Genomic DNA, 20,170 nt, shown 5'->3' on the forward strand with positions numbered 1-20,170 from the left:
AAGAGGGAGATTTTAAAAGGGAACATCCCACTTTTAAAATCTCCCTCTTGAAAAGGAAATCCATTTCTAAACTTATAAGAGAGCGTGACTTTTTGCACTACTCTTTTATTTGGATACCATACTCTTTAAACCATACATGAATCTGGGCTAGGTGAGCCAAAAGCTGCGGGCCCGTCATCAATTGTCCAAACCACGGTACTTTGAAGTCTTCCCCTTCAGATTTCACAATATTATCTAGCTTTTGTTTATCGAAAAAGTCATATAAAGGAGTTGTTCGGTCTTGTAAAATACTTTCCAACCAACTTTTCACCGCTTTTGTATAGGCTGGATTATGTGTTTTTGGATACGGGCTTTTTTTCCGATACAATACATCGTGTGGAAGAGTACCCTCTAATGCTTTTCGTAAAATTCCTTTCTCTTGGTTACCAACCGTTTTCATTGTCCAAGGGATATTCCACGCATATTCAACTAATCGATGATCAGCAAATGGTACGCGCACTTCTAAACTAGCTCCCATACTCATTCTGTCTTTACGATCAAGCAACGTTGTCATAAACCAAATCATGTTCAAATAAAATAACTTTCGTCTTTGTGTGTCTTCTACAGATTCTCCATCTAATAAAGGTGTTTCCCTCACAGTTTCTTCATATCGAGCATGCACGTACTCTTTTAAATTTAGCTTTTGTTTCCATGAATCTTGTAATAAATCAACGCGAGCGTCAACCGAGCGCATCCAAGGAAATGCATCTGACGCTAAATCATGCTTGCGGTGAAACCAAGGATAACCCCCAAAGATTTCATCTGCACATTCTCCAGATAAACCAACAACGAAATCTTTTTTAATTTCACGACAAAACCATAAGAGTGATGAATCAATATCAGCCATCCCTGGAAGGTCGCGCACAAGTACTGATTCGGTTAAGTAATGAGCAAGATCCTCAGTCGGAATCACACACCGATGATGAATGGTCTCAAATTCTTTTGACATTTTGTGAATATAAGTGACATCTGAGTTTGGTTGAAATTCATTCGCCTTAAAAAATTTATCATTGTCTTCATAATCGATTGAATACGTATGAAGACGCCCTTTTCCTTCTGCTTTAAATGAGTTAGCTGCAATCGCTGTAATCGCGCTAGAGTCAACTCCTCCTGATAAAAACGTACAAACAGGTACATCAGACACTAGTTGTCGGACAATCGAATCTTTTAATAGAAAGCGAACGTGCTCCGTTGTTTCCTCTAGTGATTCTGTATGTTCTTTACTCTCTACGTTCCAATAACGCCACACCTTCAATCCTTCACGGCTAAAAGTTAATGCATGAGCAGGCCGAAGCTCATCGATTCCTTTGAACACCCCATGCCCTGGAGAGCGAGATGGACCTAACCCAAATACTTCCGCAAGCCCATCTAACCCCACTTCCGCTTTTATATCAGGGTGTGCTAAGAGAGCTTTCAATTCGGAACCGAATTGAATCCCTCCTCGATATGCATGATAAAAAAGAGGCTTAACACCTAGACGATCTCTAACAATAAATAACTTCTGCTCACTTTCATCCCAAATTGCAAATGCAAAGATTCCATTTAAATATTCAATACACGTTTCTTTCCATTCGATATAAGATGTGAGTAACACTTCTGTATCAGAGTGGCCTTGAAAAGTATAGCCACGTTTTAGCAACTCTTTGCGGATATCCTCCGTATTGTAAAGCTCACCGTTATAGCAAATTGTATACGTACTCTCTTCTTTTTTTCGTTGCATCGGTTGCTTTCCGCCTTCTGGATCCACCACAACAAGGCGCTTATGTCCGAAAGCAACATGTTGATCTGCCCATACATTTGTATCGTCTGGTCCTCTTTTCGTTAATGTTTCAGCCATTTTTTCAACAGTTGCTTGTTCAGTTAATAGTGACCGATTAAAATCAGCCCAGCCTGTTATTCCACACATATTTCTATCATCCTTTCTTTTAAACGTGGCTATAGGTGCAATAATCACATTGTATGCATGGAACCCGGGCTCGTTGATTTGTCCTCTCTTTTATTACATAGTAAATTCACAATGTAAGCGTTATAAATGTCGTTATTTTAGGTAATAAAGAGATGTGGATATTTTTTTACATCGGAGGTTTTTAAAATGAAGTATGAATCAAAATTAGACATTTTCAACGGTCAAGAACGCTGTCATACGACAGGGATTATAGAATGCATTGATTCTCAATGGGTATTTTTTGAAGAAGATAGTGATGAGGCATCGATGTTAAACGATATCGTCAATGATTCTTTAGAAATTCATGTGAAAAACACGTGGCAAAAAGCTATGTTCATAAGTGATAACGTCTTAAAATTGAACGGTGATACGTATATGCTGCGAGATGGAGATCAACTGCGAGTTAGAAAAAAGCTACAACATGCATATGAAGAACTACTTCAATCTCTGTCAATAGACGTGTTCTCTTCCTTTACATCTCAACTAAATTCACTTGGTATCTCGCTTTATGACTGTATCTATTGTCACAACACGTCACTTTTCTTACCTAGTCATGAGGATGTAAACGGAGTAAACTTTATAATTTATGATAATGAAGAATCGATTTGTTCTGTTCATCATTTATTTAGTCGAGGTACAGAGCACAGTGACCGTTTTGAATATACAATGAGCAACGGAAAGCGAGTCATGAACATTTATACAAAGTAAAAAAGCCACCGTTGTTGGTAGCTTCTTAGTAACTTAATACAACATATCCGTAATAGAATACTAACACAAGCGCTGCAGCAAATAAGCTCCATGCTACAACTGTGCGCTTTCCTTTTTTACTGCGTACAAGTACCATTTCCATACCACCAATAACTAAAATTCCAAAAACCCCTTTTAGTATGGCGTTTAACGAAGCAAATTGGTATAGCGCGCCAAGTAAATGTAAACCGGATAATAGTACAAGAATATAGAAAAGACGTAAAATCATATGTACGATTTTTTGTCCTTTAAGCTTTCCACTACGTAATAAACCGATGTTTACGACAAATAAAATTAATAATAACGTCCATAAAGTTACGTGTAAATGTATGGCCCACATCATGTCTTATCGCCTCCTTTCAGTATGTATCATACCATGAAAGGCTGTGAGCTACCAAGAAAAAGACAATGCTGATTTACCGTTCGATTGTGTTACGCAGCGTCCCAATCGACTCAATAGAGATCTCAATCGCATCACCTGGTTTTAAAAATTTAGGAGGATTAAATCCTTTTCCTACGCCTGCTGGTGTACCAGTTGCAATAATATCACCCGGCTCTAACGTCATTCCTTGTGAGATGACTGAAATTATTTCTTCAATTGAGAAGATAAACTGTTCTGTATTTCCTTTTTGACGCACTTGACCGTTTACTCTCGTTTCAATATGTAGATGATGAGGCGCTTTAATTATTGATTTATGCACAATAACAGGTCCCATCGGACAAGATGTATCTAAGCTCTTCCCTAGTAAGAACTGCTTGTGCTTTGCTTGCAGATCTCGAGCCGTTACGTCGTTTACAATTGTATATCCAAACACATAAGACATTGCATCTTCTTGTTTAATTCGTGTGCCCTCTTTTCCAATAATAACAGCTAACTCACCTTCATAATCTAACTCTTGCGTTATATGCTTATGGTGTAAAATGACTTGCTCATGACCAACGACAGATGTAGGCGCTTTTGAAAAAAGCATAATGTGGGAGGGAATATCATCTTTACTTCCCATTTCAATTGCGTGATCAGCATAGTTTTTCCCTACACAAAAAATATTTTTACGAGGTCTTGGGATAGGTGCAATGATTGTCACCTGCTCTTGTGCGTACACACCTCTTTCCACATTTACACCATCATCTTGTACTTCCATAATCGATTTAATCTTTTCTTCTAAAAGCTCATACAACTCAATAAATCGAATCATACATTGAGGGATATCTGTTGTGCCTAATTGCTTCTCTTCCGCTCTTTGTAAATCGATAATCGTCTTTTCTTGTTGTACCCCTATAAATTCTCGACCTTGATAAATAGCTGTTACAAACCTCATTTCCATTCCTCCTTGTCATCTCTCCTCTTCCTTCGACAAATTCCTTGAAACTCCTCTTCCTTTGTTTGATTGTCGCTTTCTAACAAGTTGGAGGCTAGTTTTCTAGATTAATGGGTCTATATACAAGCACTTAAAAAGAGGTATTCTCACATACCTCTCTTAACGTTTTTTCCAATACGTAATGGAACGTAGCACTCGTTCAATCGGTCCATGCGAATAAAACTTAATCCACATGTTGCTAATCAGCATTTGAACAAAAAAGATCATAATCGCTATCATTATTCCTTGCGCAGCTGTTATTTTGCCGTATAATCCTAATCCGTAGTTATAAAAAATGAACGTACAAATAAGCGATTGTACTAGATAATTGCTTAGAGAAAGTCGTCCTACTGCTACAAATGGCTTCAATAACGTCTGAATAAAAGGAGATTTCGAGATTAGTAGTAAAGAACCAAGATAAAAAAGAGTGCCCGCTGGACCTCCTATATTATCTTGTACATAATCAGTAAATAGATTTCGACCGAATATGTAAGGCATTACTTTAAACAGTAAAAATGTTAAAAATGAAAGGAGCGTAATCCATTTCAGGAGAACAATTCGATCCTCTGAATAATGAAACCATTTCTCTTTTGCCATATAAGCGCCGAGAAGAAACATCGGAAAAATGGATAAAACCAAAAACGGAATCGTACTCATATTATGAATGTAATACCAGTCCATAGCTCGTTGTGAAAGAATATCCATAAACGTTCCATTTCCATAAACTGCATAGGATTGTTCAATCAATTGTTGGTTCAATCCTACAACAGCAGATTCTTGATTATGAAAAGTTGCTACAAGTAAAAGTACACTCATAATAAGAGTTGGGATCACCCATAAGATAGTCGCCCAAGTTAGAAGCACTTGACTTCTTGCCTCTTGAAAAATTAATAATAACAATCCACAAAGCGCATAAAGAATCAACACATCTCCATACCAGATAAAAAAAGCATGAAGAACACCAATAACAAATAGACCAACGAGTCGCCTTGAAAAAGAAGGGGTAAATGGTGTGTCCTTTCTATATGCTTGTTCAAACATAACCATAAATCCAAAGCCAAACAAAATCGCAAATAATGGATAAAAACTACCTTGTCCAACTAAATCAATTACAATATTTAAATACCTATCCAATGAGGTTTTTGCAATACTTTGATCACTATAATATATATCCGGTGAATAAAAACTAGGCATGTTTACAAACAAAATGCCTAATAATGCAACACCTCTTACTATATCTACAATCTCAATTCGGTCTTCTATCTGAATTGAACGTAACTCTTTATTCTTCATTCTCACAAACTCACACCTTATACACTAAATCAGCTTTCATTTTATATTATGCTGTTTACGCTATACGTTTAAACGAAACGCGCATTGATTCACATTATATCGAAAAGGGTTAAGAGATACATCCATCCTCTCTCCTATAAATCAATCCAAATAAAACCATCGACCAATCGTATTTTATGTCTTCTGGGCATTCACCATTTTCCCAGTTAATCATACGCTGTTACTAGCAAAGAAAAAAAGGGTGTTCGTCTATGCCAGCAATCGTCGGAGTTGTTAATGTAAATAGTGTAGGGTCGGCAAGTGTATTACACATCGGTGACGTCTTTACCATCTCTCCAGTATCTAGTGCGAAAACATTTGCTGGTGCAGGTTCGTTTAATACGGGAGATCGTTTACAAGTTATTAATCAGCAAAGTGCTACAAATACAAACGACCAAGACGTCAATGATCAAAATATCGCTGGAAACCTATAACTATCAATGAATAAGGAGGTTCCTTTATGAACTTTTATGTGAACCAAAGTATTTGTATCCAAAGTTTAAAAGTGAACGCCATCTCTAACTCGTCTGTGTTACAGATTGGTAGTGTAGGAGTCATTAGAGAGAATGCTAACTTGTTTAATACAGGGGGATTTACTGAAGCTGCACCAACAGAGAAGACCGGTATTCTCGGATCGATTTCTCCAATGACTGGGTTACCAACTACAGGTATACAGCCAGGTCCAGTTTCTCAATCCCTTACTCCACCACAACCAAATGGTTCTTGACATCTTCCCTCTCATTTTCCCATACGTATATAGAGAAAGAGGGTGAGTGAGATGGACCATTTTCAGCAGCTCTATCAATACGTACAGCAACTAGGTGCTTACGTTCAAAAACAAGATGAGCGAATTCAAAAGTTAGAAACTGAGCTATTTGACCTTCAAGCAAAAGTTAAAGAGCTTGAAGATACACCACGTACATCCATTGAAAAAATTGAATATAAATTTGAACAACTTAAAATTGATACATTGGATGGCACGTTAAATATCGGATTAAACCCAATTAGCCCAGAGAATATAGAAGATGTCATTATCAATGGCCAGCAACCTACCGTTACCTTTCCACCGGAAACTCCTGCCTCAATGGCAGATTCTCCACAAGTTCCTGGTCAAAATCCAAGCCTTCAACCACTTGACCGTTCTAAACAAATAGAGATTATTTCTACTATCCATACAGATTTAACCAATGAGTTGAACGAACACGGAAATGAGTTGATAGGTAAGATTTTACAAGAGCGCAATTTATCCATTGACCATTCTTACTACAACTTCATTATCGAAGATATAAAAAAACAACTTGAACAGCGAATTGCATTTCATTTACAGCAAATTGATGTGGCTCATCTACAGCAAAATGAATCAGCTGTTTATGAAGAAATCAAACATAAAATGTACGAAGACATTCAAAAAGGCATTCATGCTTTTTTAACGTATTTACCTGATTCATTGAAAAAAGGTGGAGGTCACTCATGAATTATACAGTCATCAATCGCGATTTATTAGTTGGTGATATTAACATTGTTGGGGTAGCATCATCCTCACTTTTTTTAGTCGGTGATGCTCATTATATTTCGTTAGCTTCTACTTTCGACACACCAGCGGAATCTTTAATTATCGGCCCATATGTACCGCTATCTTTACAATAATGAAGGTGATCATTCATGCTTACTCGCACATCATTTGTAAATAACATAACCATTGATTCTCTTTCTTCTTCTAGCATTACACAGGTTGGTGATTCTACAAATTTAATTTTATTAACTCGAGCATTAGCTGTTCGTAGAGAATATCCGTTATTTTACGGCAGAGAAGGCAATTTTGATGATTATGCTGTTTTTAAAGAGGATATACCTGTGTTACCCATTACCCCTATTGCGATTACGACTTACAATGAAGTACCTGCTATTCGGGTCAATTATATCGATATCATTGGGGTTGGATTTTCCTCCGTTGTTCATATCGGTTCTACGTGTAATGTATATGCTGAATCGAGGATTAAACACATTCGCCAATTATTAGGTAACAATTCAAGTGAAAACCCACTATTAAAAAAGGAAGAAGATAAAGATACTACACCCGTTATAAACAGTTCACTAGCGAACACTGGTGAAGGTGAAGCTGAATAAAAGAAAGGAGGGAGGGAGACTATGCCAGCATTAGTTGGACCTGTCCAAATTGTCAGTGTTGGAGGCGGTGTTGTAACATTCGGAGATACGTTCTATGTCTCACCAAAGAGCGCTTCTAAAACAGCAGCCGGATCAGGTGGCTTTAACACCGGTAACTTTATTAACACAAATACTGGTTTCTCAGCAACCAATGCCATTGACCCAGACTTAGCAGATCAAAATATTGTAGCAAATGCATAACATGGTCGTTACAAAAAGGTCTCAAAGAGGAATTCCTCTTTGAGACCTTTTTATTTTTGCTTTCGCGCATTTGATTTCTTTATTTTCGGTACTTTTGAAGATGGTTGTTTTCGAATCCATTTTATAAATGATGACATTTTTTCATCTTTTCGCAGAGCATCAATTGTATTTAAACGAATGGCTAACTCATCATTTGTGTATAAAGCATGGATTTGTTTGTGACAAGGGATACATAAATTGGCTGTAGGTTCAAACGTTCCACCCATCTCTTTTGGAGTTAAATGATGAACAGTTGTTAAAACCTCTTCTCTCCTACATAGTTCACATGTTCCAATTCTTTGATCTTTTTTAGCCATCGCACCTATAACCTTTCTCTTTTACAGTGATTCAACTGCTACAGTTGTTCCTTTGCCTGAAGGCTCAGCCGCTTCAACAATTAAACGTTTTGGTAAACGCGCTCTTAACTCTTGAACATGGCTAATGACACCGATTGATAAATTATTTGACTGTAGTTTTTCAAGTGCTGTAATGACGGTATCAAGTAATTCTGAATCTAATGTACCAAACCCTTCATCTAAGAAGAAAAATTGAAGTGGATATTGGCCGCGCAATTGAATTTGAGCTGATAACGACAGAGCAAGCGCAAGAGATGTTAAAAATGTTTCTCCACCTGATAACGTAGAAACAGGCCTTTTCACTCCACCATTAGCGTCATCTCTCATAATAAATCCACCTTGAGAGTCTACCTCAATGGCATATCGCTGACGTGTTAATGTTGCTAATCGACTAGAAGCATCACGGCTGACAGCCATCAGTTGCTCCTCTGCGATATATTCAACAAATGTATTTCCCTTAAAAACAGATTGGAGTTTTTGATATTGCTCGTATAACTGCTCATGCTCCTTCTTTTGTTTATCTAATTCACAAAAGCGATCATGTCGTTGTTTTACATCTTGTACGGTTTGATAAGCGGCTCCTTTTATTTCACCAGCTTCTTTAACTCCAAGCTGCATAGCGAGGCGCATTTCTTTTGTATGATCCCACTGTTCTTTCGTAAGCGTTTCTTGCTGTAACTGATGCTCCACTCTACGAATATCAGCTTTTACTCGTTTTATCTTGTCCCAAAATTGCTCAATTGTTTCTTTTAAATGAGTCATTTGCTTATCAGATAAAAAAGCGGATTGAACATCATCAACAGTCTCAAATGATGAGCGCACTAATAAGTCTCTCCACTTCGTCTCTATCTCTTCAAATCGTTCAGTTAATTCTTTCAACGACTGCTCGACGGCCTGCTGTTCACTTTGCATTTTTTGATAAGCTGATTGTGTATATTGCCACTGTTTATACGCTTCATCTTCTTTTTTTGTTAAAGATTCAAGCTGATGATTCGTTGCTTCTATTAGGGTAGAAAGTGAATGTTCTCCTACTATTTTTCGTAGTGCTTCTTGTTTCTCTTTTAAGAGCTCTTGTTTATTTCTCAATGTAATGGTTGCTTCAGTTAACTCGCGCTCAAGATCTGTTACTTCGTTTGCAATCGTTTGAATGAGTTGACGTTGTTGCTCTAAGAACGTCACGCTCTTTTCGATGCGCTCATTTAAATCTTGCTCTTTCTCCGCTCTTTCCATAAGCACTTGTTGTAATTGCTCAATGTCATCATAGCTCAGCTCTTGATATTGATTACTCCACTGCTCCTTTAAAACCTGTAGCTGCTGAGCTACCTCATCTACTTTCTTTTGTTTAACATCACAACTTTGTTCACTACGTTCTAGCTGAACGCGTAATTTGTCCTCTTCTTGGTGAACTTGTTTAAATTGGTGACTAACCTTTTGTTGAGCTTCTTTTATCTGCAAGTAATCTTGATGAAGAGATTTTAACTCTACAGTGAGTTGTTGCACATAAGAAGCAATTTCTTGTGTACTCATTTCTCCTAATGGCTCTATCTTGGCCAAGTCACTATGAATTTCTTCATTGTTATCAAGTATTTCATTCAGTTCACGCGCTACTTGTTCTAACTGAATTTTTATGGAAGCATATTGGTATTTTTGTTCACGCAACTCATTTAGATGTTGTTCAAGTTGCTCGGCTTGATTTTCTGTATGAGATGCTTGCTGGCTTTTAAAGTCAATAGGATTTGGGTGATTTACTGATCCACACACTGGGCAAGCTTCGCCATCATGAAGTTGTTCTGAAAGTTGAAAAGCTAACGTTTTTAGGCGCTCTTCATTGACTACGTTACGAGCATGCTGTAGCTGCTCCTCACAAGTTGAAAATAGATAGTCAAACTCACTTTCTCGTTCACAAATCGTATGATATAAACGTTCAAGTTCTGAAAATAACACCTTACTCTTTTGTTCGTAAGTAGAGCGGTGTTGCACGATTTGTTCGACTTGCTTTGTCAATTGATTAAGTTCGCTTACTTCCATACTTAAGACTTGTTTAGATTCTTTTAACATTCCATCTACGTGTGTAATAGATTGCTTGTCGTAGTAAGCTTTTTGAACCATATCACGATACTTTGCTGTTACCATCACTTCTTTTACTTGCTCTTTTAATAATTGCTGTTTTGAGATAGCACGCTCATACCGATTTTGTTCGTTCACTTTTCTTTCTTGCTTATCGATTAAGCTCTTTTCAAGCTTGCCTGCTGTTTCTTGTAGCCTGCTCGCTTCTGTGGTTAGCACTTGAACAGATTTCTCTATCTCCACTGCTTGCTGAAGCTCTGTTTTACGAGTAAGCAAAAGCGGTTCTTTCTCTCGTTTTTGTAATCTGGCTATTTCATACTGCTCATTTGCTCTTGCATACTCTTCTTGGCTCTTTTGAATTTGTTGTTGGAGCTCCAATGCTTTTTGTTCGTAACTCGCCAACTGTTTTTTAGCTTGTTCGTATCCCTCTAAATAGGGCTTTAATTTTTCAGCTTGCTCCGCTTCTTGAACAGCTTTTTCTTTCTCGTTCATGTCTTGTTCTTCTTGTTTTAATGTACCTAACATTTCATGAAGCTGTTCTTTTTCTTGCTGCCATTCCCATACTTGACGTTGACGTTCATAAAGCTTGTCTACCTCCGACAATTCTTTTTCACGCTTTTCTAGTAGCAACATGCTATTTTTAAAATTCTCTTCCGCTTCGACGAGCTTCTCTTTAGAAGCATCTCCTAGCCCGGCTTGTTCTGCTACAACTTGGTCAAGCTTACTTTTGACTGTATATAACTGTGAGCGAATCTTCTGATTAAGCTGATCACCATATTGTTCAAGATTGAATAGTCGTTGCAGCATTTGGCGACGCTCTGCACCTTTTAACGATAAAAATTCAGCAAATTTTCCTTGCGGCAACACAACAGCTCTCGTAAAGTCATCAATTGTGAGTCCTAGAAGCTCTTGAATTGCTTGGTTAACCTCGTTTGTTTTATCTGCTAACACAACCGTTTCTTCACCAATTTCAATAAAGCGGCTTGTCGATGACTTTACTCGAATATCATCAGAACGCTTGAATGTTCGTTCTACCATGTACCGCTGTTTGCTTTCTGCGTTCTTTAGTTCAAACGTAAACGATACTTTTAATTCATTTTCAGCATGATTTAGAATTCCTTGTGTGTTGTTGGTTGCACGCTCTACTTTTCCATATAATGCAAGAGTCATCGCATCCAGAATCGATGATTTTCCACTCCCAGTAGGACCAAAAATACCAAATACTCCACCTGAACATAACGCTTCAAAATCGACCGTTTGCTTTTCACGAAAACTATGCAATCCAGCAATTGATAATGTAATAGGCTTCATCTTCTACACATCCTCTGTATGTTCGTCTTGTACAAGTGTTAAGAACAACTTAACGAGCTCATCATCCGGTGTCCCGCCACCTGTTTGACGCTCATAAAACTTCTTAAATAGTTCTTCCACTGGAACATCTCTTGTAGAGCGCCTCTCTACGTCTTCTGGCTTCGCATCAAAAACAGGGCGAATGTGGATAAATCCAGAATGAAGCTTTCGTAAACGATGAATTTCTTCAATAGACAGTGCATCTTTCACATGTATTTCCAAATCAATCCAAGCTGTCTGATCACGTCCTTCATCGAGCCAATTGTAGACTTTTGCTAACCCTTCTTTTGCTTTCCACCTTACAAGTGGCTTTCCACTGCTTAGTGGAATTTCAGACACCTGAGCTATTTGCCCGGGTTGAGCATCGACAATTGTCACAGACTTGGTGTAATTTGCTTCAGAAAAACTATAGGCTAATGGTGAGCCTGAGTAACGTGCGATTGTATTTGCTCGTTTAATATCCTGAGGTCGATGTAAATGTCCAAGTGCCACATATTGTGCAGCCGCAGGTAAGCTTGTTGCAGCCACTGTATAAGCTCCACCTACTTCGATTGGGCGTTCAGAATCTGTTGAGCTGCCACCTGTAACATAAATGTGACTCATCGCCACATTTACTGCATCTGGCGTAAATTGTTCACTCATTTTGTCAAAGATTCCTTTTACTCTTAAATCGTATGAGTTTCGAATTTGTCGTTCATCATTTTCTTCTGATAGCACTTCTTTTAATCGTGATTCTGATGGATAAGGCAAAGCTGCCACTCGTAAATACTCCTGTTGACTCGGAATGTAAATGTGCTGTACATCCGTTGTCGGTAGCCCTAACAATGTAATGCCATGTTGAGTAGCTAATGGTGAAGCTGCTGATAAACGCTCTGGGTTATCATGATTTCCCGAAATGACAATGATAGGACGCTTTCCCCCGTCACAGAGGCGAGACATGCTTTCATAAAAAAGCTGCTCAGCTGCTGCAGGAGGATTGACCGTATCAAAAGCATCTCCTGCCATTAAAATTGCATCGACTTTTTCTCTTTCTACAATTTCTACAAGCTCATCTAAAAATTGAGCTTGCTCTTCTAATCGACTTCGCCCTTCTAACGTGCGACCTAAGTGCCAATCTGCCGTATGCAACAATCTCATTTCTCCATAACTCCCTTCTCTATAAAGCAATGAAAATGCAGCCTGAAAGTCCATCTCATGCTGCATTTTCTACGTTCATGTTCTATACTTCTAACAAGTAGCCACCGTCAAAGAAATATAAATATCGCTTTCTAACAGGCTGCTTAATAATTTGTTCAATTGCTTTTGCATATAACGTTAATTGAATTTGATAACGATCAAGTAAAACTGGCTTTGCCTGCTCGAAATCCCCTTCAAATTGATGGGTAATGTTGTCTGTTTTAAAATCTAAAAGCACGATGCCATCCTCTGTTTCATATAAGCAGTCAATCACACCTTGAACAAGGATGTTTTCATCTTCATTTTCCCAATGAGCATACATTTCTTTTGCAGAGACAGCTAAACTAAACGGCATTTCTCGGTAAACTTGACGCGCATCACATAATTGTTTACCTACATCACTCATCATAAATGAAACAATGCCTGCTACATCAATAACGTTTGCTTGCTCTGTTGTTAGCAATTCTTTTATAACCATTTCATCAATAAACGTTTGAACGCTCTCTTCCGTGTGCTCAAGCGTAAGAGGAATATGCTGCATGACCGCATGCATAGCGGTTCCTCTTTCAGCAGCGGTTAACCCTTTCTTTTGAAGAAAGTTCGGACGGTCTTCAAGAGGTGCTTTTGCTTTACGTACAAGAGCATCGTCACTTTCTTCATCTCCAAACTGTTGCTGACGCTTAATCTCGGAAACAGATTGCTTTGAGCGGTGTACGGAAGCAGACGTAAATGCGTACGACCATGTTAATCGTTTTTGAATTTCATCTACATATTCACTTGTAATGGATACAGGCTTCTGCTGCTTCAATGCTTGAATTAACTCTTCATGCTTCACTTCTTCATTAACTTCTTGTTCAGCCAATTCTTGCGCTTCAATGACGTTCAGCTTCCATTTTGAATCATCTTCATAAAGAGAAGTAGCCAATGGAACCATATCTTCACTAATCATGGGGCTAATATCTCGATGTCGAACGAGAGCTGGACCAACCCAATCTAGATAAGATTTTGCTTCTGCCCTTATGTGTGATGGAAGAACCCATTCGCGGTGTTCAAGTACACTTGTCCACTTTTTTATCGTTTTAGTAAAGTCATTGACTGTTCCTACTAAAATAAGCTTTTCTTTCGCACGTGTTAATGCAACATATAGAACTCGCATCTCTTCAGCCATGCTTTCTTTTCGCATTTTCTTTCGAATCACTTGTTGCAATAACGTTGGATACGTAATACGAAGCTTTGCATCAATGTACTTAGAACCAAACCCTAGCTCTTTATCTAACAAGTAAGCTTTGTTTAAATCCATTAAATTAAATTGACGAGACAAGCCTGCGACAAATACGACTGGAAACTCTAACCCTTTACTACTATGAATCGTCATAAGTCTCACAACATCTTCTTGTTCACCCAATGCACGCGCAGCACCTAAATCGTCACCGCGATCTCTCATTCGCTCAATAAAGCGAAGAAAACGGAATAGCCCCCTAAATGAGGTAGATTCATATTGACGAGATCGATCGTAAAGTGCACGCAAATTAGCTTGACGCTGCTTTCCACCTGGTAAGCCTCCAACAAACTCAAAGAATCCTGTGTCACGATACAACTTCCAAATAAGTGCAGATAAAGACCCTTGTCTAGCCTCTGTTCTCCACATCTGCAGCTGTTGATAAAAAGCATATACTTTTTGATAGATTGCTTTATCTTCTGAGTTCGTAGAAAGGTAAGCGTTGAGCGCATCATAATACGTACCGTTTTTATTCGCCAAACGAATGCTAGACAAATCCTCCTCACTTAACCCGACAATAGGTGAACGTAAAACGGATGCTAACGGAATATCTTGATGAGGATTATCAATGACTTTTAATAAAGACATCATAATCATCACTTCAGTAGCATCAAAATAACCTGTTGCCAAGTCAGCGTACACAGGAATCCCCTCTTGCTTAAACTCTTCCATAATTTGCGGGGCCCATGGCATCGAGCGTAATAAAATAACGAAATCACGATACGTCACATTTCGCATCACATCTAATTTGCGATCATACACTTGAAAACGATTCTGAATCATTTCTTTAATTTTCCGAGCCATTGCACGTGCTTCAAGCTGAGCTTTTTCTAATTCTACTTCAGAAAAAGCAACTACTTGATCCTCTGACTCTTCTACTTCTACTTGCTCGCCACTATCTTGTGTAATTAATAAAAGTTCAGATTCCATTCCTTCAACACGAGGGTATTGAGCTCCGAGCTTTAACGATGCATCATCGTCATACACAATTTCTCCCACTTCTTCATCCATGATTTGGTTGAACAAAAAGTTAGTGGCATCGAGTATCTCTGAACGACTGCGGAAGTTTTTATTTAAATCGATTCGTAGCCCAGATGTTCTACCATCCTGTGTGAATCGTTTGTACTTACTTAAGAATAGAAATGGCTCTGCTAGACGAAAGCGGTAGATAGATTGCTTGACATCTCCAACCATAAACAAGTTGCCCGTTTCTTCTTCATCCTTTGTTACAAGCTTAATAATGGACTCCTGTACCATATTGGTATCTTGGTATTCATCGACAAGTACCTCAACAAATTGATGACGATATTTTTTCGCAATATCAGAAGGCTGGAGCTCTTCGACTTGTGAATCTCGTAAAATTTGCAAACAGTAATGCTCTAAATCTGAAAAGTCAACCAACCCTTTTTCTCGCTTCACAGATTCATAGCGGTGACCAAACTGAGAAACCAACGTAACAAGCGCTTCAATAATTGGTTTCATCTTCTTAAAATCTGTCAGATACCCGTGGATGGGACGTGAAAACAAATCAGACTTGAGTTTTTCAAGTGCTCCTTTTGCTTTTTTACGAAGGTCACTGAGCTCATCGATTAATTGTGGATCATACTCATCACCCTTACAAGGCTTCAACCGTGAAAAGGCTAAATGTTGAATCTGCTCATGAAGAGCGGTGAATGAATGACTAGACGCTTCTAGTAAGCCATGGATTTGTGCTAAATCATCTTCAATGTTCGCAGCACGTGGCGCAGGACCTCCAGGAAGCTTTGTAACATTCAACGCCTGCGTTAAGATGGTTTCCACTCCTTTTAACTGAACCATCACTTCATCCATTAAAAAGGATAAAAACGGCAGATCATCAATTGTGGCATCTTCGTCTACTTCATATTGATTCACAAGCATATCCAACCACTTAGCAGGATTAGGATTGGCACGAGCAAAATCGTACACCTTTCGTACCATGAGTTGAACATCAAGATCATGACGGTCACTCGTATATGAATCAATTAACTCAAAGAATGTATGGTTATCTTTTAGGCTATATTGCTCTTCAAATAGCTCTTCTAACACTTCTTCGCGTAAAAGTTCAGCTTCTGTATCATTGGCAATTCGAAAGCTAGGGTCTAAGTCAATCAAATAGTAATATTTACGAATCACTTCCAAACAAAAGGAGTGTAGCGTAGAAATAGATGCTCGATTTAATAAACTTAGCTGACGACGTAAATGTAACGAGGAAGGGTTCTTCTTCAATTCTTTTTCTAACGCTTCTCCAATACGTCCTCTCATCTCCGCTGCTGAAGCATTCGTAAATGTAACAACAAGCAAACGATCCACATCAATTAGATTGTCTGTTGAAAGCAACTTGCGAATGATTCGCTCTACTAAGACCGCTGTTTTACCAGAACCTGCAGCTGCAGCAACTAAAATATCTTGGCCTGCTGACACAATAGCCTTCCACTGATCATCTGTCCATTGACTACCTTCTGGCTTTATCATCATCTCTTCAGTCATGATTAACCCCCTCCTCTTTCATTTTTTCTAGAATTAATTCTTCTTTCTCTACTTTTAACTGACGATACTCATTCGTGTCCATTGACTCATCAAATTGACAAACCGAACGATACTCACAAAATGTACAAGGTGTTTTATCTTTTAGCTTATATGGTGAAATATCAATTGCACCATTTGTAATGTCTGTTCCTACACCGACAATCTTTTTACGAACATAATTGCGCAGGTGTGTGAATTCTTCTTCACTTGCAATTGATGAATTTGAGTAAAAATCACCTGTTTTTTTCAATCCAGCTGATACCACTTTTGAATGACCCACTTCAAGGGTCTGATCCATTAAGCGAACCGTTTCTTCATCTCCTAATAATAATCCTTTCATTTTAAAACGTTTAAATAACTCATCTTCAATTTGATCAATCGAAAGAGCTTTTGTTGTGCTGATCATTGGATTATGAACATGGAAATAAAGCACACCAGCCGGTAAGGTTTGACGGTTATCTTGAAGCAGCTCCTCTGAATACGTTACAACTACATCTAAGTAAGCAAGCATCTGTAGAGCAAGGCCATAGTAAACTTCAACGAGATTCAACGCTTTATCACTTGATTTATAATCAATGATTCTTAGAAGTAATCCTTTTGAGCTCTCTGCTTTATCCACTCGGTCAATTCGACCTACTAGCTCCATTGTATAACCATTATCTAATTGAAATTGAATAGGCGGTAACTCAGCGCCTGTACCAAACCCTAATTCTAATCCAACAGGGGCAAATCCACTTGCTTTTGCATGCTCGCTTAACACAATTGATGCACGTTCAATAATTTGTTGAAGCTTATGCTTTAAATAATGATGGCGATTTGAGCTTAATAAAATTTCATTTTGAAGCTTTGGCGCAAGCTCATTCACCGCTGATGAAGAAAGTTGCTGACAATCTTTTTTCGATAAATGACTCCATTCACGCTTTTCCGCTCGCAGTTCGTCAGAAATCATTTTAAGCGCAGCATGAAATAACTCTCCGATATCTGGAGCCGCAAGACGAAATACCTTTCGTTCTTTTAGCTTTAAGCCATGTGAAGCGAAATGCGAAAACGGACACCCTTGAAACTTTTCCATTCTCGATACGCTCGCTTTAAGATGCTTTCCATACAAGCGACTACTCGTATCTTTTGTAAGTGGTTTTGCTTCATTTTTATAAAACAAACTGCTTAATACTTTTTCACTGTAATTTTTCCATTCAGGGCTGCTTACATAAAAGTTATAAACATCCCACCAACTGTTATCCATTGCATAATGACGCTTCCATGCTTGCAATTGACCAGCAAGGTGAGCAATTGTTGTTAATGGGTTTGTTACGAATTTCAACTGTTCTTTTTGATCTAATTCTGCCGGTTCGGTCATCAGAAGTGTTTCTTCTACAAGTGGAAACATCTCTTTCATACGATTAATCATAACCGATGGAAGCAATGTTTTTCCTTCTTCATTCGCCAACGGATAACTAATGCAAAGGGCTTCTGAAGGACTAACAAATGCTAAATAAATCAAAAACGATTCATCAAATAATTTTGTTCGACTCGTTGGTGCAAGTGACACCCCTGCTTCTAGTAAATGTTCCCGTTCTTGTTCTGATAAGATGCCATCACCTTGGATTTTGGCTGGGATAATACCATCATTCACACCTAATACAAATGTTGTTTTTATATTAGAAAAACGAGAACGCTCAAAGCTTGCGACGAGCACTTGATCAAGCGCTGGTGGAACGAGACCAAACTTCATACTATCAAGTCCGGTGTCCATCACATTCATAAACATCGAGATGGAAATGTTCTCGTCTCCCATCATTTCAACAAACTGATCGAGTAAGTGTAAAACGGACTTCCACACTTGCTCATGCTCGCGTGCTTGTTGCGGCTTCCCTTCTTCTTCTGCTCGATTGCGCAATACCTCTATTTTTTTAGGAATTTGCAAGTCTGTTAGAAATGTATACAGAGCTTCGCCTTTTTGTCGGCCTGTCTTAGCTTGTTTCAAGGCTTGGTGAAGACGTTTTAACGGTCCAACGATAAGCGCTCGTAAATCATTGATTTTGTTTTCATATTCAATTTCTTCGTCTGTCTTCCCCAAATCACTATCATCTAAAGAGCGATAACGTCGATATGTCCAGCGCTCTTCTTTCGTCCACTTGGATCCCTGTACTCCATACGCCAGCACATAGTTTTCTAATAAATCCATGTCTTCCCGATAAGTGTGTAAATTAGAATCTAATGGAAACAGCAAATCCGTTTTGACAGCACGAAAAACCGTTTCATATCGCCACTGACTTGTTATAATTTCTAAGCTAGAGCGAATAAGTTCAACGAGCGGATGATGAAACATGGCCCGCTTCTGGTCAATAAAATATGGAATTTCGTAATCACGAAAAACCGTTTCAAGTAAATCATGATAATCTGGTGCATTTCTAACAACAAGGGCAATATCACGATAGCGATATCCTTTATCGCGCACTAATGTCGAGATTTCTCGTGCAATTCCTTCAACTTCTGCTCGTCGATTAACCGCTGGCATTAACTTCACGTCAGTTGTTGGTTCGTTAAACGGTACGGTCGGACGGTCGTCAAAGAATCGTTCTAAATGAGCAAGAGCAGGTGCGCCCTCATGACGTTTTTGTCCTTCTAAAACATGATGGTCCGTTATCTCCACACCGTTTTCATTTGCCAATGTAGCAAGGATGCGATATGTCTCACTTGTTTGACGGAACATGTGTAGTTCATTCGGAATAAAATCTTCATGAGGCTTGTCCGCTGTTAGTGCAATTGTCATTGATGGACATACTTTCATCAATTGACTCAGGATGTCTAATTCTTGTGGCGTAAAGCTATGAAATCCATCCACATAAATGGTTGCTTTTGACAAGTAAGGAGACGCTGGAATTTTTTCTGCTAATAAGTGTAAATAATCCTCTGAATCTACGTATTTACCTATTAACTGCTTTTGAAGTTCATTATAAATAAGCTGTAAATCATATAATTTATCAGCCAGTACTTGTTCATTGTCTTCTAATAATTGTTGTCTCTTTTCCTCTAATGTCTCTGCTTCTAGACAGTAGCGCTTAAATTCTGTAATCATTTGCTCAAGTTGATCAATAAACCCTGTCTTTTCAGCTGCCTTTGAAAAAATTTTAAGCTCTTCTTTTTTATGCTCGATAATTCGTCGAATCAACATGTTCACACCTGTTTGATCAAGGTGATAGCGACTCATTCCGCCCACTTCTTGCAAAACTCGCCACGCAAGGCGTGTAAAACTATACACTTGTGCACGAATCATTCCATTTAGCTCAGGTGTGCTAACTAATTCGTACTCAGATTGAAAGGTCATTTGTTCTGGAACAATATAGATAATGGGGTCTCCAAGTGGCGCCTCTTTTAACTTTGACCGAATTTCATTAAGACATCGATTCGTTTTACCGCTGCCTGAACGCCCTACTATAAATTGAAGTGTCATTTATATCCCCCTTACATTCTTAAATTCATCTTCATTTTACCTAAAAAGGTAGACCAAAAATAGACAACGTCACGCAAAAAACGTGACGCCATTAGTATTTTCACTTATTTTAAT

Annotated in this window: 16 protein-coding genes; 7 read left to right on the plus strand and 9 right to left on the minus strand. The window is 38.4% G+C overall.

Going from position 1 to position 20,170, the window contains the following annotated elements; all coding sequences use genetic code 11:
- Positions 1-97: 97 nt before the first annotated feature.
- The gene (asnB, locus tag JOC83_RS07250) at positions 98-1,945 is read right to left on the minus strand and encodes an asparagine synthase (glutamine-hydrolyzing) (protein ID WP_205185778.1); all 1,848 of its coding nucleotides are present in this window, start codon (positions 1,943-1,945) and stop codon (positions 98-100) included.
- A 186-nt stretch (positions 1,946-2,131) separates the two neighbouring features.
- On the opposite strand from asnB, the gene JOC83_RS07255 reads away from it, so the two are divergent.
- A complete protein-coding gene (locus JOC83_RS07255; protein WP_205185780.1) occupies positions 2,132-2,692 on the plus strand; it encodes a DUF2777 domain-containing protein in 561 nt (186 codons plus the stop codon).
- 25 nt (positions 2,693-2,717) lie between these two features.
- On the opposite strand, the gene JOC83_RS07260 is transcribed toward JOC83_RS07255, so the two are convergent.
- The 3 genes from JOC83_RS07260 to JOC83_RS07270 all read right to left on the minus strand — a co-directional run bounded on the left by JOC83_RS07260 (position 2,718) and on the right by JOC83_RS07270 (position 5,382).
- Complete coding sequence (locus JOC83_RS07260; RefSeq protein WP_239583396.1) at positions 2,718-3,074, minus strand: DUF1516 family protein; 357 nt, start codon at positions 3,072-3,074, stop codon at positions 2,718-2,720.
- Between the two features lie 73 nt (positions 3,075-3,147).
- Positions 3,148-4,050: a fumarylacetoacetate hydrolase family protein gene (locus JOC83_RS07265; RefSeq protein WP_205185782.1), complete on the minus strand. Its 903-nt coding sequence runs from the start codon at positions 4,048-4,050 to the stop codon at positions 3,148-3,150.
- 159 nt (positions 4,051-4,209) lie between these two features.
- Positions 4,210-5,382, minus strand: coding sequence for a DUF418 domain-containing protein (locus tag JOC83_RS07270; RefSeq protein ID WP_239583422.1), 1,173 nt, complete (start codon positions 5,380-5,382; stop codon positions 4,210-4,212).
- Positions 5,383-5,633: 251 nt separating this feature from the next.
- On the opposite strand from JOC83_RS07270, the gene JOC83_RS07275 reads away from it, so the two are divergent.
- The 6 genes from JOC83_RS07275 to JOC83_RS07300 are packed head-to-tail and all read left to right on the plus strand — an operon-like array spanning position 5,634 to position 7,788.
- Entirely contained in the window at positions 5,634-5,855 is a 222-nt protein-coding gene (locus JOC83_RS07275) for a spore germination protein (protein WP_205185784.1), read from the plus strand.
- 26 nt (positions 5,856-5,881) lie between these two features.
- Positions 5,882-6,148, plus strand: coding sequence for a spore germination protein GerPB (locus JOC83_RS07280; protein ID WP_205185785.1), 267 nt, complete (start codon positions 5,882-5,884; stop codon positions 6,146-6,148).
- Positions 6,149-6,199: 51 nt separating this feature from the next.
- On the plus strand, positions 6,200-6,895 hold the full coding sequence (gene gerPC, locus JOC83_RS07285; protein WP_205185786.1) for a spore germination protein GerPC: 696 nt from the start codon (positions 6,200-6,202) through the stop codon (positions 6,893-6,895).
- The gene (locus tag JOC83_RS07290) at positions 6,892-7,068 is read left to right on the plus strand and encodes a spore gernimation protein GerPD (RefSeq protein WP_205185787.1); all 177 of its coding nucleotides are present in this window, start codon (positions 6,892-6,894) and stop codon (positions 7,066-7,068) included. Before gerPC ends, JOC83_RS07290 begins: the two co-directional genes overlap by 4 nt.
- 15 nt (positions 7,069-7,083) lie before the next feature.
- The gene (locus JOC83_RS07295; RefSeq protein WP_205185789.1) at positions 7,084-7,548 is read left to right on the plus strand and encodes a spore germination protein GerPE; all 465 of its coding nucleotides are present in this window, start codon (positions 7,084-7,086) and stop codon (positions 7,546-7,548) included.
- Between the two features lie 21 nt (positions 7,549-7,569).
- Positions 7,570-7,788: a spore germination protein gene (locus JOC83_RS07300; protein WP_110114340.1), complete on the plus strand. Its 219-nt coding sequence runs from the start codon at positions 7,570-7,572 to the stop codon at positions 7,786-7,788.
- Positions 7,789-7,838: 50 nt separating this feature from the next.
- Here JOC83_RS07300 and JOC83_RS07305 read toward each other — a convergent pair whose 3' ends face one another.
- From JOC83_RS07305 to addB, 5 genes are all read right to left on the minus strand, one after another.
- Positions 7,839-8,144 carry an HNH endonuclease gene (locus tag JOC83_RS07305; protein WP_205185791.1) on the minus strand — a complete coding sequence of 102 codons (306 nt, stop codon included), beginning with the start codon at positions 8,142-8,144 and terminating at the stop codon, positions 7,839-7,841.
- Between the two features lie 21 nt (positions 8,145-8,165).
- Complete coding sequence (locus JOC83_RS07310) at positions 8,166-11,561, minus strand: AAA family ATPase (RefSeq protein WP_205185793.1); 3,396 nt, start codon at positions 11,559-11,561, stop codon at positions 8,166-8,168.
- 3 nt (positions 11,562-11,564) lie between these two features.
- A complete protein-coding gene (locus tag JOC83_RS07315; RefSeq protein ID WP_205185795.1) occupies positions 11,565-12,737 on the minus strand; it encodes an exonuclease SbcCD subunit D in 1,173 nt (390 codons plus the stop codon).
- 82 nt (positions 12,738-12,819) lie between these two features.
- Positions 12,820-16,563: a helicase-exonuclease AddAB subunit AddA gene (addA, locus tag JOC83_RS07320; RefSeq protein WP_378913242.1), complete on the minus strand. Its 3,744-nt coding sequence runs from the start codon at positions 16,561-16,563 to the stop codon at positions 12,820-12,822.
- Positions 16,556-20,056: a helicase-exonuclease AddAB subunit AddB gene (gene addB, locus JOC83_RS07325; protein WP_205185796.1), complete on the minus strand. Its 3,501-nt coding sequence runs from the start codon at positions 20,054-20,056 to the stop codon at positions 16,556-16,558. Before addB ends, addA begins: the two co-directional genes overlap by 8 nt.
- Positions 20,057-20,170 lie beyond the last annotated feature (114 nt).

The organism is Priestia iocasae, assembly GCF_016909075.1.
GTDB lineage: Bacteria > Bacillota > Bacilli > Bacillales > Bacillaceae_H > Priestia > Priestia iocasae.

Bases quoted from the DNA above. Each gene is read 5' to 3' on its own strand.
- asnB (WP_205185778.1), bottom strand. From the start codon at position 1,945: ATGTGTGGAATAACAGGCTGGGCTGATTTTAATCGGTCACTATTAACT.
- JOC83_RS07255 (WP_205185780.1), top strand. From the start codon at position 2,132: ATGAAGTATGAATCAAAATTAGACATTTTCAACGGTCAAGAACGCTGT.
- JOC83_RS07260 (WP_239583396.1), bottom strand. From the start codon at position 3,074: ATGATGTGGGCCATACATTTACACGTAACTTTATGGACGTTATTATTA.
- JOC83_RS07265 (WP_205185782.1), bottom strand. From the start codon at position 4,050: ATGAGGTTTGTAACAGCTATTTATCAAGGTCGAGAATTTATAGGGGTA.
- JOC83_RS07270 (WP_239583422.1), bottom strand. From the start codon at position 5,382: ATGAAGAATAAAGAGTTACGTTCAATTCAGATAGAAGACCGAATTGAG.
- JOC83_RS07275 (WP_205185784.1), top strand. From the start codon at position 5,634: ATGCCAGCAATCGTCGGAGTTGTTAATGTAAATAGTGTAGGGTCGGCA.
- JOC83_RS07280 (WP_205185785.1), top strand. From the start codon at position 5,882: ATGAACTTTTATGTGAACCAAAGTATTTGTATCCAAAGTTTAAAAGTG.
- gerPC (WP_205185786.1), top strand. From the start codon at position 6,200: ATGGACCATTTTCAGCAGCTCTATCAATACGTACAGCAACTAGGTGCT.
- JOC83_RS07290 (WP_205185787.1), top strand. From the start codon at position 6,892: ATGAATTATACAGTCATCAATCGCGATTTATTAGTTGGTGATATTAAC.
- JOC83_RS07295 (WP_205185789.1), top strand. From the start codon at position 7,084: ATGCTTACTCGCACATCATTTGTAAATAACATAACCATTGATTCTCTT.
- JOC83_RS07300 (WP_110114340.1), top strand. From the start codon at position 7,570: ATGCCAGCATTAGTTGGACCTGTCCAAATTGTCAGTGTTGGAGGCGGT.
- JOC83_RS07305 (WP_205185791.1), bottom strand. From the start codon at position 8,144: ATGGCTAAAAAAGATCAAAGAATTGGAACATGTGAACTATGTAGGAGA.
- JOC83_RS07310 (WP_205185793.1), bottom strand. From the start codon at position 11,561: ATGAAGCCTATTACATTATCAATTGCTGGATTGCATAGTTTTCGTGAA.
- JOC83_RS07315 (WP_205185795.1), bottom strand. From the start codon at position 12,737: ATGAGATTGTTGCATACGGCAGATTGGCACTTAGGTCGCACGTTAGAA.
- addA (WP_378913242.1), bottom strand. From the start codon at position 16,563: ATGACTGAAGAGATGATGATAAAGCCAGAAGGTAGTCAATGGACAGAT.
- addB (WP_205185796.1), bottom strand. From the start codon at position 20,056: ATGACACTTCAATTTATAGTAGGGCGTTCAGGCAGCGGTAAAACGAAT.